The organism is Streptococcus suis S735 (genome assembly GCF_000294495.1).
GTDB classification, from domain to species: domain Bacteria; phylum Bacillota; class Bacilli; order Lactobacillales; family Streptococcaceae; genus Streptococcus; species Streptococcus suis.
This window is the reverse complement of record NC_018526.1, coordinates 1591273-1607554: the sequence shown is the minus strand read 5'-3', so window position 1 is coordinate 1607554 and position 16282 is coordinate 1591273. Positions and strand designations below refer to the sequence as shown.

General features: G+C 40.7%; 9 protein-coding genes. 6 read left to right on the top strand and 3 right to left on the bottom strand.

Translation table 11 applies throughout. The features are described from left to right. Positions 1-72 precede the first annotated feature (72 nt). Positions 73-1038, bottom strand: coding sequence for a LacI family DNA-binding transcriptional regulator (locus tag YYK_RS07985; protein ID WP_014917308.1), 966 nt, complete (start codon positions 1036-1038; stop codon positions 73-75). After that, positions 1019-2473 carry a sucrose-6-phosphate hydrolase gene (locus YYK_RS07980; RefSeq protein ID WP_012775322.1) on the bottom strand — a complete coding sequence of 485 codons (1455 nt, stop codon included), beginning with the start codon at positions 2471-2473 and terminating at the stop codon, positions 1019-1021. Before YYK_RS07980 ends, YYK_RS07985 begins: the two co-directional genes overlap by 20 nt. 205 nt (positions 2474-2678) lie before the next feature. On the opposite strand from YYK_RS07980, the gene YYK_RS07975 reads away from it, so the two are divergent. The 6 genes from YYK_RS07975 to alr all read left to right on the top strand — a co-directional run bounded on the left by YYK_RS07975 (position 2679) and on the right by alr (position 13957). Then, the gene (locus YYK_RS07975) at positions 2679-4556 is read left to right on the top strand and encodes a PTS sucrose transporter subunit IIABC (RefSeq protein WP_012027722.1); all 1878 of its coding nucleotides are present in this window, start codon (positions 2679-2681) and stop codon (positions 4554-4556) included. Positions 4557-4683: 127 nt separating this feature from the next. Next, positions 4684-5568: a fructokinase ScrK gene (gene scrK / locus YYK_RS07970; RefSeq protein ID WP_012775321.1), complete on the top strand. Its 885-nt coding sequence runs from the start codon at positions 4684-4686 to the stop codon at positions 5566-5568. 608 nt (positions 5569-6176) lie between these two features. Beyond that, a complete protein-coding gene (locus tag YYK_RS07965) occupies positions 6177-9542 on the top strand; it encodes a transglutaminase domain-containing protein (protein ID WP_014917307.1) in 3366 nt (1121 codons plus the stop codon). Between the two features lie 319 nt (positions 9543-9861). Continuing rightward, positions 9862-12387 (top strand): preprotein translocase subunit SecA, encoded by a 2526-nt coding sequence (gene secA / locus YYK_RS07960; protein ID WP_014917306.1) that lies wholly within the window; start codon positions 9862-9864, stop codon positions 12385-12387. Between the two features lie 114 nt (positions 12388-12501). Continuing rightward, positions 12502-12861, top strand: coding sequence for a holo-ACP synthase (gene acpS / locus YYK_RS07955; RefSeq protein WP_012027718.1), 360 nt, complete (start codon positions 12502-12504; stop codon positions 12859-12861). Continuing rightward, the gene (gene alr / locus YYK_RS07950) at positions 12854-13957 is read left to right on the top strand and encodes an alanine racemase (RefSeq protein WP_012027717.1); all 1104 of its coding nucleotides are present in this window, start codon (positions 12854-12856) and stop codon (positions 13955-13957) included. Before acpS ends, alr begins: the two co-directional genes overlap by 8 nt. Before the next feature lie 938 nt (positions 13958-14895). On the opposite strand, the gene YYK_RS07940 is transcribed toward alr, so the two are convergent. Beyond that, positions 14896-16251, bottom strand: a complete 1356-nt coding sequence (locus YYK_RS07940; protein WP_002942489.1) for an aspartate kinase — start codon at positions 16249-16251, stop codon at positions 14896-14898. Positions 16252-16282: the final 31 nt, after the last annotated feature.

The following is a 16282-nucleotide window of genomic DNA, read 5'->3' as shown; positions in this document are numbered from 1 at the left end:
TTTTTTACTTGAGAAATAAGAGAATGTATCACAAAAAAGCTGCACCTTAATTTTTATTAGGTACAGCTTTTTTTATATACTAGCTCCTGCTAGTAGGCTAATCGGCAGGATATAGTCTGTTTTTGTCAGTTTTTTTCCTTCGATTTTATCAACTAATAGTTCAACCAGCAGGCGAGCTATTTCGGTTAATGGTTGCTTGATAGTTGTCAGTTGAGGGTAGTAGTTTTCGATGAAACTGGTTCCATCATAACCAATCAATTTAATATCTTCTGGAATAGACAGTTTCATTGAACGAATGATGTTCCATACCAGCATAGCCGTTGCATCGCCAGATACAAAGATACCATCTGGTTTTTGCTTTTCAAGAATGGCTCGGATTTCCATCTCCTTACGCACAGGTGAGAAATCACTGGAGATATGAAAAACTTCGGCTTTGTTCAAAATAGATGTAAAACCTACTTGGCGAAGGCCGGTAGGTGAATTGGAATCATCGTTCCCCGTAATCATTAATGGATTGTGACATCCCGCTTTTTGTAAGGTTTGGGCAGCTAATACCCCGCCAGCAAAATTATCGGAAGAGACAATGGGAATGGAAGGAGATAGGTTGCGGTCAAAAGCGATAATTGGAGCTACGACACGGTCGTAGTCTTGGATACCGAGATTGTGACTGCCCGAGATAATCCCATCTACTTGGTTAGCTGCTAACATTTCTAGATACTCACGTTCCTTATCGGACTCGTGCTGGCTATTGCAAATAATGGTTTTATAGCCTCGATCAAAAAGCTCTTTTTCTAAATGGCTAATCAATTCAGAATAAAAAATATTGTTTATTGTTGGGAAGATGAGACCAACTAATTTTGCAGATTTACCTTGCAAACTACGAGCTAAATTATTAGGTTTGTAGCCTAGTTCACGCATAGCCTCTTCGACATTGCGAATGGTTTTTTCAGATAGGTATCCTTTTTTATTGATAACGCGCGAGACAGTTGTTGGGCTGACCCCAGCTAACTGTGCGACATCAGTTAGTTTTGCGACCATAATCTAAATGGTAGTAGGTTCCGGTCGGATTACCAGTCGTAATGACTATACCAGACTGATCCGCATCAGGGAAGACACGACCAGAAAATACTTTCTCTCCTTTATTGATAAAGATTTCAAAGACAGATTTGTCGATGAAGATATTGGCTGTAAGAGCTCCTGGAGAAATCTCGCAAGAGCGACTTGTGCCGAAATCGAGTGCGAATGGCTGACCACAGTTGCCACGGTCCAATGTAATCTGGCCTTGTTCAGTGTCTACAGACAAGACCAAGCCTTTTTCTGCTTCATTTGCGAACAATACGATTTCGTGCTTCGTGCTCGCTGAAAAATCAAGTTCCAATTCGTAAACATTATTGGTTTCTTTTTGGGCTGAAAATGGCTGAGCTTCTTTACGAAGACTGGTAATCGCATCGACTGGATATTGGTAGAGCTTACCGTCCTTGATGGTTAATTCTTTAACCAATGACAGACAGCCTTGGTAGTCATAAGCATCGGTTGGGTATTCCACATCTGGAAGTGCCAACCAGCTAACAGATAGAGTTCGACCGTCTGGTGCATTAAAGGCCTGGGTTGCATAGCACTCAAAACCATAGTCCAGATTGATCAATTCGCTCGGTTCGACAATGCTTGCTGTTTCAGGAACGAAACTCTGACCAATCTTGTACATATTTGGATAGATATTGCCATAGTCCAATACCTCTTTGTCCAAACCTTGTGGACAATAGAGAAGGATGGGTTGCTCACCGACGAACGCAATATTTGGGCATTCCATCATATAAGCGGTCATATCATTGGCAAAATCAAGGTCACCAACATAGGACCAGTTGAGGTAGTCGTTATTTTCAGCTTTATAAAGTTTGACAATTCCCTTTTTATCCAGATTTTGTCCACCGACAATAGCGTAATATTGCCCTTTATAGTTGAAAATTTGTGGATCACGGAAATGGTCGGTGGTATCTTCTGGTTGCTCAATCAAGACTTTATCAATCTTTTCAATCTTACCATCTTTATCCATCAAGGCACCGATTTGGTATGGATGGCGAACCCAATTTTCATCGCGGACATTTCCAGTGTAGAAGAGGAAGAGCTTGTCGCCAAATTCCATGGCAGATCCAGAGTAGGCACCATGGCTATCAAGTGGTGTATCTGGGTACATAACCGTACCAGTTTCTTCAAAATGGACCAAATCTGTTGATTCTGTATGGACCCACGATTTCAATCCGTGCGCAGCACCGAATGGGAAGTATTGGTAAAAAAGAGTCCACTTTCCATTAAAATAAGAAAATCCATTTGGATCATTTAACAGTCCATGTGGTGTTTCAATATGGAAATTTGTCCTCCAAGGAGAACTCTCTGTATTCTTCTTTATTTTTTCAATGTATTCGGGTGTCCAGTCAGCATAAGCTCTGTAACGCTCCCCTGTTGTAAATGCCATAATTTTCTCCAAATTTTCTAGTTTTTCATTAATATAGTAAACGTTTTCTTGCGAAAAATCAAGTTTTAACAATGTTTTTTGATAAAATTGAAACAAAATGTGATAAACGTTTGACATATTTTATAAAAGTGATATAATAAAACCATCGAAAGTTTGAAAACACTTTCAAAAAACAAAAAATATTTAATAAGGAGATTTTTGCAAGATGAATAATACAGAAATTGCAAAAAAAGTCATTGACGCCCTTGGTGGACGTGAGAACGTACGCAGTGTTGCTCACTGTGCGACTCGCCTCCGTGTAATGGTTGTTGATGAAGGAAAAATCGACAAGGATACAGTCGAAGACATCGAAAAAGTACAAGGTGCTTTCTTCAACTCTGGTCAATACCAAATCATCTTTGGTACTGGTACAGTAAACAAAATCTACGATGAAGTGGTTGCCCTTGGTTTGCCAACAGCGACTACTGGTGAACAAAAAGCTGAAGCTGCTAAACAAGGCAATGCATTCCAACGTGCTATCCGTACTTTCGGTGATGTATTCGTTCCAATCATTCCTGCTATCGTAGCAACTGGTCTTTTCATGGGTCTTCGTGGTCTTCTTGGAGCTCTCGGCTATACTCTTCCAGAAGATTTGAACGTTTACTCACAAATCTTGACTGATACAGCCTTCATCGTCTTGCCAGCCTTGGTGGTATGGTCAACCTTCCGCGTATTCGGTGGGAACCAAACTATCGGTATCGTACTTGGTATGATGCTGATTGCTGGTCAATTGCCAAATGCTTGGGTCGTTGCTTCAGGTGGTGATGTGAAGCCAACCATTTTCTTCGGTTTCATCCCAGTTGTTGGTTTGCAAGGTTCAGTATTGCCAGCCTTCATCATCGGTTTGGTTGGTGCTAAATTTGAAAAAGCAGTCCGCAAGGTTGTTCCAGAAGTTCTTGACCTCTTAGTAACACCATTCGTGACTTTGTTTGTCATGTCTATTCTTGGTTTGTTTGTCATCGGTCCAGTCTTCCACGTGGTTGAAAACTACATCTTAGCTGGTACACAAGCTATCTTGAACTTGCCAATGGGGCTTGGTGGTCTCCTTATCGGTGGTGTTCACCAAGTTATCGTTGTATCAGGTGTTCACCATATCTTCAACTTCTTGGAAGCTCAATTGGTAGCAAACACTGGTGCTAACCCATTCAACGCTATCATCACTGCAGCTATGACAGCACAAGGTGCTGCTACAGTAGCGGTTGGTGTGAAAACTAAAAATCCTAAATTGAAAGCTCTTGCTTTCCCAGCAGCTCTTTCTGCCTTCCTCGGTATTACTGAGCCAGCTATCTTCGGTGTGAACTTGCGTTTCCGCAAACCATTTCTTCTTTCATTGATTGCTGGTGCCATCGGTGGTGCTGTAGCATCTCTTCTTGGTCTTGCTGGTAAAGGTATGGGTGTAACCATCATTCCTGGTGCGACACTTTATGTTGGTAATGGTCAATTGTTCCAATACATCCTTATGGTAGCTGTATCATTTGCTCTTGGTTTTGCATTGACTTACCTCTTCGGTTTTGAAGATGAAGTAGAAGCTGCACCTAAAGCAGCGGCAGCTCCAGTAGCAACACCTGCAACTCCAGCTGTTGAGCTCAACGAAGAAACTCTTGTATCTCCACTTTCAGGTGATGTTGTTGCCCTTGAAAATGTTAATGACCCAGTCTTCTCATCAGGAGCTATGGGTAAAGGTTTGGCTGTTAAACCATCTGAGGGTGTTGTTTACGCTCCAGCAGATGCAGAAGTAACAATTGCTTTTGAAACAGGCCATGCTTACGGATTGAAAACAGCGTCTGGTGCTGAACTTTTAATTCACATCGGTATTGATACTGTATCAATGAATGGTAATGGATTTGAAAAATTAGTAGCAGCAGGTGATAAAGTAAAAGCTGGTACTCCGCTTGCTAAATTTGATGCAGCTAAGATTGCTGAAGCAGGTCTTGATGATACAACCATGATCATCGTGACCAACACTGCTGACTTTGCAGAAGTATCTCCACTTGCAGAGGGAACAATCGCTCACGGTGTAGAATTCTTGAAAGTAGCTAAGTAATCTTATATAAAATCGATTTGTAGAGCATGACTCTACTACATAATTAACAGGAAAAAGGCTTTCAGCCTTTTTCTTCTGTTTGCTTATATGTTATAATAAAAGTGATAAAAATTTTGGAGACAATCAAATGACAAAATTATATGGTAGCTTAGAAGCTGGTGGTACAAAGTTTGTTTGTGCAGTAGGTGATGAGAACTTTCAAGTTGTTGAAAAAACGCAATTTCCAACGACAACTCCTTATGAAACGATTGAGAGAACAGTTGAATTCTTCAAGCGCTATGAAGATCGTTTGGCAGGTATTGCGATAGGTTCTTTCGGTCCAATTGATATTGATCAAAACTCACAGACTTATGGTTACATCACTTCGACACCAAAACCACACTGGTCAAATATTGATTTACTTGGTCTGATTGCTAAGGAATTTAACATTCCATTCTACTTCACGACAGATGTGAATTCATCAGCTTTTGGTGAAACCCTGGTTCGTAAAGGGGTAAAGAGCTTGGTTTACTATACAATCGGTACAGGTATTGGTGCAGGTGCTATTCAGAATGGTGAGTTTATCGGTGGCTTGGGTCATACCGAAGCGGGTCATACTTACGTTGCCCTACACCCTTACGATGTAAAACATGAATTTAAAGGAATGTGTCCATTCCACAATGGGTGTTTGGAAGGCTTAGTTGCAGGTCCTTCTCTTGAAGGTCGTACAGGTATTCGTGGTGAATTGATCGAGCTCAATTCAGACGTTTGGGATGTGCAGGCTTACTACATTGCTCAAGCAGCAGTACAGGCAACCTTGCTTTATCGTCCGCAAGTAATTGTATTTGGTGGAGGAGTTATGGCTCAAGAGCACATGCTTAATCGTGTACGTGAGAAGTTTGTCGGTTTGATGAACGATTATCTCCCAACACCAGATGTCAAAGAATATATCGTAACGCCAGCTGTTGCTGAAAATGGTTCTGCAACTCTTGGGAACTTTGCTTTGGCAAAACAGGTGTCAAGAAATTCATAATTGTCTATGAGAACAGATTCATTTGTACTTTGGCGATAGATATATTGAAGAATATTGGGTGAAGTTGTTTTATTATCACAATAACTTGACAGTGAAGTGAGAGTTTTTATGTAACTCTCACTTCTTTTTATCTAAAAAACTGTATTCATAAGAGATAGCCATTCGTTAATCAAGGCAGTTTTGGGGAGTAGGAAAGAACTCGACCAGCTTAAAAGAGTTCGTCAACAACTCTTCAATTTAAGTTTTTGAGCCGAAACAGCGCCTCAAAAACTAACGATGACTATAAAAGATTAGAGTTTGCCATTGTTGGAGTTCATCGGGTATGAAAAAGAGAAACGAGTTCCACAACTTTTGATGATTATTCATAAGCAAGGTTGAAAATCTTTTTATTGGCGATAGTGTAGTGATATTTTTTAACCAGAGGAAAGTTGTTGTTTCCCAATTGTATGAAAACGCTATATCTAAAGTGATGATGCGGAGACACTAAAGTCTATAAAAACAGGAAAAGCACAGATAGATAGCAGAAAAAAGATAGTTAAAAGTGTTACAATTGGGATGCAAATTTTAGGCTGGGAAATTATTCTCAGAAGTACTTATATGGAGGACTTATGATTCCAATTCAACAGCATGGTAAGCGCTGGCTTATTTTGACACTTACCCTTTCTACTTCGGTTCTTGCGCTTGCATCTATCGGAACATCACAACCGGTTGTTTTTGCAGATGAAAACTCACATTTACAATCGCCAAAAAACACCAATAAAATAGAGGTTCTGAACTGGGAAGCATTTTCTAAAAAATTGAAAGACTACTCCTCGGACCAACGACAATTTCATGTTTTGAAATTAGGATTTGAAAATCGACTGGGAACATTATCAACTCGGGAAGAATTGGAAGAATTTGGTAAAAACAACAATTTTTTGGCAATCAATGGTAAAGTTACTCAAAATATTCATGACTTTCCACATATCCTTGTTATGAACAAGGGTGATGTTATTGCTCATAATGAGGAAGATTATCATAATCAGATGAGAGAGTTGAGGTTTTCGGGAAATGGCGACTTACATAATAGTATGGAGCCAAAACGGATTCATGCACTATTTAAGATTGAGCTTGACTCCAATAAACGGCAGTTATTAAATGCTGCGGGTCTAGGAACTGCTGAGAATAGTTTGAAAAATATTAATGGAATGACTATTTACTCGCATGGTCTTACAGTTGATAATAAGTACTATGAGGATTATAGTAAATATACTCATAATTCAGTTAAAAATATAAACGTTACCAAAGAGCGTTTTATAGCAAATGATGACTTGATTCATAAGTTGATAGAGTCCTCAGAAGCTATGAAGCAATCAAGTGAACGCGATAAAGTTAAGGCATTTGTTCAGTATGTTGCCAATCATACAACATATGATTGGGAAGCTGCTAATAAGGCTGTTCAAAATTATGCAGACATCAATTACTACTTAGGATCAGATTTGTTCGCGGTTACTGAACGTCAGAAAGCGATGTGTGTAGGTTTCAGCACTACTGCGGCCCGTGCATTTAATATGTTAGGGCTTCCTGCTTATGTTGTTGTTGGGAAAAATGCAGAAGGTGTCCCGCATGCTACAGCGCGTGTTTATTATGATAAAAAGTGGCACACCATTGACGGTACAGGTTTTATTACAGGGAATAAGCATCAGCGCTCAGCTAAATATAGCGAGAAACACTTTTCTACTATTGGTGAGGATAGTTATGATGTTGTTGAGGCAGGACAGGAGCCTAAGGCGGAGCGTAACTACATGATTATTGATAGTAATTATGAGAGTTGGGCTATGAAACAAAAAACAGCAGATTTACTGTTGTTCAACAAAGAAAAGTCCTTGGTTGGTTTGGATTATATTGCATATGTTGAGCCAACTTATATAACAGAAAATAAGAAAAATCATTTGCTAGATATCTATAAAGCTTTGAAACGTAAAGTAGAAGAAACGAAAGCAACGGATAAAGACGATAAAGATGATAAACAAGAGGGGTATGATCGTGTTTTACAATTTGTCAATTCTGATATTGATAAATTGAGTGCTCTCTCCAAGATTACAGAAGAAGAATTTAAAGCACTCGAAAATTCAATGGATTTAGCTCGAGTGTTCTTGGGGCAAATGAATGCGAAGGCTGGAAAAGAATTTTCGGAAGGAGAAACTTATCAAAGTTATCTAAAGAATCGTCAGAAAAATAACACAAATTCTGATGATGATAGAAACCGAAATGAATTGCAAGAAAACCAAGCTAATTCTGATGAAGTCAGCCAAAATTCCAAGGATGCTTCGGCTCCAAGTGTTAATTCTGCACAGCAATCTGAGGAGCTTGAAGGAACTCCTTCAACACAGGAAACAATCTCAGCTGCTCCTTCTCAACAAACACCAGCAGCTCCTAAGGCACTACAAGCTAAAACTGAGTTAGAGGATAAAACAGAGACTTCATCTTTAGGAAATACAGAGATGGTTTCACCGAGTTCAGAAACAGCTCAGAATACAGTTGATTCTAAGGAAGAAAGTGATGCTAAATTACCATATGTTGAGCCTTCATCCAAAGAATCGAGTGAAGCGCAGGTTAATACAGTTTCCTCTCCACAAGTAAGTTCTGCATCCCCAACTTCATCAGAAACTATTTCTACAGATACGGTAACAGCTAGTCAAGAAAAAGCTGAATCACGGGTTTCTGCCCCACAAGTAATTTCAGCATCTCAAACTTCACCGGAAACTAATTCTGCCGAGGTGGTAACAACTAGTCAAGAAGTAGCTAAAGCACCGGTTTCTGCTCCACAAGTAAGTTCTGAAATCCAAACTTTATCAGAAACAGCTCCTACAGAGGTGGCAACAGAAGCACCGGAATTAAGTGCACTTGAGAGTAATCCAGCACCTCAAACTTCATTGGAAACAACTCCTACAGAGGAGGTAACAGAAACACCGGAACCAAGTGTAGTTGAGAGTAATTCAGCATCCCCAACTTCACCGGAAACTAATTCTGCAGAGGCAGTAACAACTAGTCAAGAAATGGCTGAACCTTCGGTTTCTGTTCCACAAGTAAGTTCTGAAATCCCAACTTCATCAGAAACAGCTCCAGCAGAAGTGGCAACAGAAGTATCGGAAGAGAGTAGTTCAGCATCTCAACCTTCACCGGAAACAACTCCTACAGAGACGGTAACAACTAGTCAAGAAGTAGCTGAAGCACCGGTTTCTGCTCCACAAGTAAGTTCTGAAATCCCAACTTCACCGGAAACAGCTTCTACAGAGGTGGTGGTAGCTAAACAAGAAGTAGCTGACTCACCGGTTTCAGCTCCACAAGTAATTTCTGAAATCCCAACTTCATCAGAAACAGCTCCAGCAGAAGTGGCAACAGAAGTAACAGAACCAAGTGTAGTTGCGAGTAGTTCAGCATCCCCAACTTCACCGGAAGCTAATTCTACAGAGGTGGTGGTAGCTAAACAAGAAGTAGCTGACCCACTGGTTTCTGCTCCACAAACAAGTTCTGCTTCACTTACTTTAGAGGTTCCTAAAAATGAACATTTAGACGAGAAAGCAGATGCAACTACGCCAAATGGAGTTGAAGCAAATACTCATGAGGCAGTTTCTGTTCCGACATCAGATATTCGTGTTCAAGATGCTGGTTCAGACACGGTGCCTCAACCTTACTCTTTATCTGCGACATTGTTTGAAGAAGCAATTTCAACAGTTGAGCCTGTAGGTGTTGCAACTTCTTCTCAAGAGAGAAGTGCAGTAGCTGGCAAGGTGAAAGTGCCTACCTCTCTTGAACGTAGTAACAATTCTGTTGAGGAAGAAAAAGTGGTCGATTCAAATGCAACAATTGAGAATCGAGAGCCAGAGAAAAAAGAGATCCTTACTTCGGAAAATGTACTTAACAGCTTAGTAACAATTTGGGTAGCTTTATCTACTAGTTTCTTCATGAGATATTTTTCTCGAGGAAAATAATATATTAACACAGGTTAAAGATGACGTTTATCTTTGTGTAGAAAATTATTCATGTGAGCTTTTATTAACTGAATAATATGATAACTGAGCTTTTAATGAATTTCTAAATCTCCGATATATCGCAGATTCCTCATTTAAAATTTTATAAATTTTTCACCTCCTAGGAGTTATTGTGACTAGGAGGTGTTTTGTGGTAAAAATAGTAATATTAAGCTAGCATTTTCATTTATTTAGGCTGTATCCTAGTGCCAAACCTTGAAAATTGCCTAGTTTTCTGCTACAATATATTATTGACTAAAACTGAAATAGGATGAAATGTATGGTAACAAATGTACTTCGTTCTCTCATTGAAAATGATAAGGGAGAGCTAAGAAAACTTGAGAAAATGGCAGACAAGGTCTTCTCGTATGCCGATGAAATGGAAGCGCTGACTGATGAACAGTTGCAAGCTAAGACAGCAGAATTTAAGGAGCGCTACAATAACGGTGAATCCCTCGACGATCTTTTGTACGAAGCTTATGCGGTAGTCCGTGAAGGAGCTCGACGTGTCTTGGGTCTCTATCCCTACAAGGTTCAGGTTATGGGAGGAATCGTTCTTCACAACGGTGACGTTCCAGAAATGCGTACAGGTGAAGGTAAAACTCTGACTGCAACGATGCCTGTTTATTTGAATGCCTTGTCTGGTCAAGGTGTTCACGTAGTGACGGTTAACGAGTATCTTTCTACCCGTGATGCGACTGAAATGGGTGAATTGTATTCATGGCTTGGTCTATCAGTTGGTATCAACTTAGCTGCTAAATCACCCTTGGAAAAACGTGAGGCCTATAACTGCGATATTACTTATTCGACCAACTCAGAGATTGGTTTTGACTATCTCCGAGACAATATGGTTGTTCGCGCAGAAGACATGGTTCAACGTCCTCTCAATTATGCCTTGGTCGATGAAGTTGACTCAATCTTGATTGATGAAGCTCGTACGCCGTTGATTGTATCTGGTGCACAAGGTTCGGAAACAAACCAGTTGTATTTCTTGGCAGATAATCTTGTTAAATCTTTGACAACAGAAGATTACATCATTGACATTCCATCTAAAACGATTGGACTGTCTGATTCAGGTATTGACAAAGCAGAGAAATTCTTCAAGTTAGATAACCTCTACGATATTGAAAATGTAGCCATTACCCATTTCTTGGATAATGCACTTCGTGCCAACTACATCATGACCTATGATATTGACTATCTGGTCAATGAAGACCAAGAGGTCATGATTATCGATCCATTTACAGGTCGTACGATGGAAGGTCGTCGTTATTCTGATGGACTTCACCAAGCCATCGAAGCTAAGGAAGGTGTACCGGTTCAAAACGAGTCTAAGACAAGTGCCTCTATTACCTACCAAAACCTTTTCCGTATGTATAAAAAGTTATCGGGGATGACGGGTACTGGTAAAACAGAAGAGGAAGAATTCCGTGAAATCTACAACATCCGTGTTGTACCAATTCCAACCAACCGTCCAATCGCGCGTGTTGACCACGAAGATTTACTCTATCCAAGTCTAGAATACAAATTTAATGCCGTTATTGCTGATGTGAAGAGACGCTATGAGAAAGGGCAACCTGTCTTGGTCGGTACAGTTGCGGTTGAAACTTCTGATTTGATTTCTCAAAAATTGGTAGCTGCAGGTGTCCCTCACGAAGTATTGAATGCTAAAAACCACTATCGTGAAGCACAGATTATTATGAATGCTGGTCAGCGTGGTGCGGTCACTATTGCGACCAACATGGCGGGACGCGGTACCGATATTAAGTTAGGTCCAGGTGTACGTGAACTTGGTGGGTTGTGTGTTATTGGTACTGAGCGCCATGAAAGTCGTCGTATTGATAACCAGCTTCGTGGACGTTCAGGTCGTCAAGGGGACCCAGGTGAATCACAATTCTATCTATCTCTCGAAGATGACTTGATGAAACGCTTTGGTTCAGAACGCATCAAAGTATTTATGGAGCGTATGAATCTAACAGAAGAAGAGTCCGTTATCAAGTCTAAAATGTTGACACGTCAAGTTGAATCTGCTCAGAAGCGTGTGGAAGGGAACAACTACGACTCACGTAAACAAGTCCTTCAATATGACGATGTGATGCGTGAGCAACGTGAAATCATCTATCGCCAACGCCAGGATGTTATTACTGCTGCCCGTGATTTGGCTCCTGAAATCAAAGCGATGATGAAACGGACGATTGAACGCCAAGTTGCGGGTCACTTCCTTGGTTCGAAAGATGAAGCTATTGATGGTATTATCAAATTTGCGCATGCAAATCTCGTTGAAGATGATACCTTGAGTAAAGCTACTTTTGAAGCAATGAATCAGAAAGAGATTGTCGAAGAGCTCTATGAACGTGCTTTGAGAGTCTATGATTCGCAAGTGAAAAAATTACGCGATGAAGAACGTGTACGCGAATTCCAGAAAGTTCTTATCCTTCGTGTTGTGGATAACAAATGGACAGACCATATTGATGCCTTGGATCAATTGCGCAATGCAGTCAGTCTTCGTGGATACGCTCAAAACAATCCAATCGTTGAATATCAATCAGAAGCATTTACTATGTTCAACGATATGATTGGGGCTATCGAGTTTGAAGTAACCCGCTTGATGATGAAGGCGCAAATTCATGACAATATTGAGCGTGAGCGTACAAGTCAAGAAGCACATACGACAGCTGTTAAGAATATTATGCCGAACCAATCGCATGCAATTCAGGAGAATGTATCTTTTGAAGGTGTTGATCGTAACGATCCATGCCCATGCCAGTCTGGTAAGAAATTTAAAAATTGTCACGGCCGTAAATAGGAATGACGCGTGGACTGGACGGCTGTCCAGTCCTTTTGCAATTTTTAGACAAGTCACTAGAGTCAGTTCGTTTATTTTAATAAATGAAGTGACTATGCAAAAGGAGACCGATTAATGATAGTAGGACATGGCATTGACCTTCAGGAGATGGAGGCGATTGAAAGTGCCAGAATCAAACACCAAGGGTTTCCCAAAAAGATTCTCACAGAGAAAGAATTTGAACGGTATCAAAGTCTGTCCGGTCGCCGTCAGCTAGAATATTTAGCTGGACGTTGGTCAGCCAAAGAAGCACTGACCAAGGCCTTGGGGACAGGCATTGGTAAGATAGGATTTCATGATATTGAAATTCTGAATACCAGCAAAGGAGTTCCCTATGTGACGAAGAGTCCCTTTGATGGGAATATTTGGCTCAGCATTAGCCATTCAGGAAATTTTGTACAAGCTAGTGTGATTTTGGAGGAGAAAGATGATTGAAAGTGAACATCGACCCACGCAAATTCGGGTTAACTTAGATGCGATTGCGGAAAATTTCGAGCAAGTAATGACCAACTTGCCCCCTAAGACTGAAGCATTTGCTGTTGTTAAGGCGAATGCTTATGGTCATGGAGCTGTTGCGGTAGCGAAAAAGTTATCCAGTCAAGCAGCTGGTTTTTGTGTTTCGAATTTGGATGAAGCATTAGAGTTACGTAAAGCGGGTATCGAGCATCCTATCTTGATTTTAGGAGTGGTTCCTGTACGTTTTTTACCAGTAGCTCATCAACTCAATATCAGTGTGACAGTTGCCAGTCTGGACTGGTTGCAAGATGCAAAAGACTTAGAGGCTGATTTATCTGGTCTAACTGTCCATCTTAAGCTGGATACAGGTATGGGGCGGATTGGTTTTAGAAAAATAGCCGATTTGCTACAAGCGATTGCTATCCTTGAAGAATTAGAGTATGACATCGAAGGAGTCTATACTCATTTTGCTACTGCGGATGAGGTTGAACAGGCGCACTTCGAGAGTCAACTGTCTGTTTTTAAAGAATTTTTGGATGTTCTACCAATTACTCCGCGCTGGATTCATGCCAGCAATTCAGCAACAAGCATTTGGCATGCTGATACAGTATTTAACCTGGTTCGTTTGGGAAACATTCTTTATGGACTTAATCCAAGTGGACGAGTACTAGAACTCCCGTTTGGTGTTCAACCAGCCTTATCTCTCGTATCTGAAATTGTTCATGTAAAGCAGGTTGAAGCTGGCACAACAATTGGCTATGGAGCTACTTATCACAGCACCGATTCAGAATGGATTGCGACCGTTCCGATAGGATATGCAGATGGTCTCGTACGAAGCTTACAAGGCTTATCAGTCCTAGTCGATGGGCAGGCCTGTGAAATTGTAGGGCGTATTTCGATGGACCAGATCACCATTCGTTTACCTCGTGCTTATCCACTTGGTCAAAAAGTCACCCTAATCGGTCAAGATGGAGATAAAACGATCTCTGTTCAGGAGTGGGCTGATCGCATCGGAACCATAAATTACGAGGTGGTTTGTCTTTTGACAGATCGTCTACCTCGAATTTTTGAGTAAACGTGATGATAATCCGCTTCTTTCACTAAAATAGAAGGCTAAAATATTAGAGAAGTGTTGCCTAGAGATTGTCTATAATACAAATATCGTCATTTAGTTGCCTTTTATTACTTTGACAATCGAGGAAATATCGTTTCCATATTTCCAACTTCAAACACTCCACCGGATTGTTTGAACTCGCCTTGCCTGATTTTGTAAAAGTGACTTGCTTTGCAAGTATTATCTCCCACCTTGCACAGTCCATTGACTGTGCAAGCAATCTGGGGGATACGAATAGTCCAGTGGACTATTCGTACCTGAGCCTGAAAACAAAAAAGCGAAGTACATCAGCTGGTCACCTAGAAATAAGAAAGCATTGAGTTATGCCTGTGGCTTTTGATGAGGCTGGGCAAAAAGTCCAGGACCACTACTCAGAGTTCGTGTCAACATCTCAGCGCAGTGGTTGATTGGCATATTTGTTCGTGTTTTGCACTCCAAATCTGGCCTAATCAACTGTGCGGGGGGTGGGAAGACGAACTCTTTTTATCTTGGTCGAGTTCTTTCCCACTCCCTTTGTCCCCAGTCTCCAACTATCTCCCAGATAGTTGGAGCGAGTACTAAAAGTAAACTAAAAGACTATAATGAGGCTGGTCAAAAAGTCCAATACTCTTCGAAAATCAAAATTATCCGTTGTCAACTTGCCTTGATGAACTCCAGTTCTATCTTCGACTTCGTTTCCTAGGCTACTTTTGATTTTCATTGAGTATAAAAAATAAAAAATAGCTTAGAATTGCATCGTCAGAAACGTTGATTCTAAGCTATTTTTGTTTATTCAAATTTTAATTGGTACTCAATGAAAATTAAAATCAGACTAGCTCCAATGGAGCTTGACACTCATCAAATCAAGTCAACAACGTCTGGTTTTGATTTTCGAAGAGTATGAAGCGACCTCGTTGTGATTATTGCTCGTTAAAAAAAGCTTCATAGAGTGCGTGCAGGGCGCGTTTCTTTTCTTCGGTTTTGACAACGAACATAACAGAAACTTCACTGGCTCCCTGTGAAATCATTGCCAAGTTGACGTTTTGTTTAGAGAGGGCAGTGGTAGCGGTAGCTGTTACACCGACATGGCTCTTCATATTTTCACCAACAATCATGATAATAGATAAACCATGTTCGATTTCGGCCTTGTCAACTTCCATTTTCGTATTGAGTTGACGAAGGATCTCTTCTTCCTTGATAGGAGTCAATTCACGCTCACGGACTACGATGGATAAATCGTCAATACCGGTCGGCATGTGCTCCCAGCGAATATTGAGATCTTCGAGAATTTGCAATACCTTGCGACCAAAACCAACTTCACGGTTCATCAAGTATTTGGACAAGTTAATGCTGACAAAACCATCGTCTGCAGCAATACCGACAACAGGAACTGTTTGCTCGGTATGTTTGTGTACAATTCGGGTACCAGGGTGAGTTGGGTTATTGGTGTTTTTGATAACCAATGGAATTCGTCCGCGATAGGCAGGAAGGAGGGCTTCATCGTGGAGGACGGAGAAACCTGCATAAGCTAATTCTCGCATTTCACGATAGGTCAATTCTTTGATTGAATGTGGATTTTTAATGATGCCAGGATGGGCTGCAAAAATACCATCGACATCTGTAAAGTTTTCATAGAGGTCAGCCTTGACCCCGGCAGCAATGATGGAACCTGTAATGTCCGATCCACCTCGTGAGAAGGTACAAATCTGGTTATCAACAGTTACACCGAAAAATCCTGGGATAATGAGTACTTCATCTGTATCACGAAGCTCTTCGATTTTGTCATAACTTGAAGGCAAAATGCGAGCATTTCCTGGTTCGGAGCTGACAATAATACCAGCTTTTTTAGGATGGACATAGCGTGCAGGCAATCCTCTGTGGGTAAAATATTCGGCAATCAATTTGGCATTATTATCTTCACCAGCTGCTAAGAATGCGTCGTAAAGGAATTCGTTATCATCAATTGGTAGGCTGGCCAAAGAGATGATGCTGTCTGCGATTTTCTTCATGCTGTTAGCTGTGAAACCAAGTTCGTCAACCATTGCTTGATAACGGTTGATGATCCATTCTTGACTGGCAGTCACATCTTTTCCGTTAACATATTCTTTATAATATTTAATCAACGCATCAGTAACTTTAGTATCCTCGGCATTGCGTTTTCCAGGTGCAGACACCACAACAAAGCGACGTTCTGAATCAGATTGAACAATATTGAAAACTTTTTCTAACTGTCCAGCTGAAGCAAGTGAGCTTCCCCCAAATTTAATAACTTTCATTCTCATCTCCTTGGATATTTTTTTCTATTAT

Excerpts from the sequence above, each read along its gene's own strand:
- secA (WP_014917306.1), top strand. The coding sequence starts at position 9,862 with ATGGTAACAAATGTACTTCGTTCTCTCATTGAAAATGATAAGGGAGAG.
- alr (WP_012027717.1), top strand. The coding sequence starts at position 12,854 with ATGATTGAAAGTGAACATCGACCCACGCAAATTCGGGTTAACTTAGAT.
- YYK_RS07985 (WP_014917308.1), bottom strand. The coding sequence starts at position 1,038 with ATGGTCGCAAAACTAACTGATGTCGCACAGTTAGCTGGGGTCAGCCCA.
- YYK_RS07975 (WP_012027722.1), top strand. The coding sequence starts at position 2,679 with ATGAATAATACAGAAATTGCAAAAAAAGTCATTGACGCCCTTGGTGGA.
- YYK_RS07940 (WP_002942489.1), bottom strand. The coding sequence starts at position 16,251 with ATGAAAGTTATTAAATTTGGGGGAAGCTCACTTGCTTCAGCTGGACAG.
- acpS (WP_012027718.1), top strand. The coding sequence starts at position 12,502 with ATGATAGTAGGACATGGCATTGACCTTCAGGAGATGGAGGCGATTGAA.
- scrK (WP_012775321.1), top strand. The coding sequence starts at position 4,684 with ATGACAAAATTATATGGTAGCTTAGAAGCTGGTGGTACAAAGTTTGTT.
- YYK_RS07965 (WP_014917307.1), top strand. The coding sequence starts at position 6,177 with ATGATTCCAATTCAACAGCATGGTAAGCGCTGGCTTATTTTGACACTT.
- YYK_RS07980 (WP_012775322.1), bottom strand. The coding sequence starts at position 2,473 with ATGGCATTTACAACAGGGGAGCGTTACAGAGCTTATGCTGACTGGACA.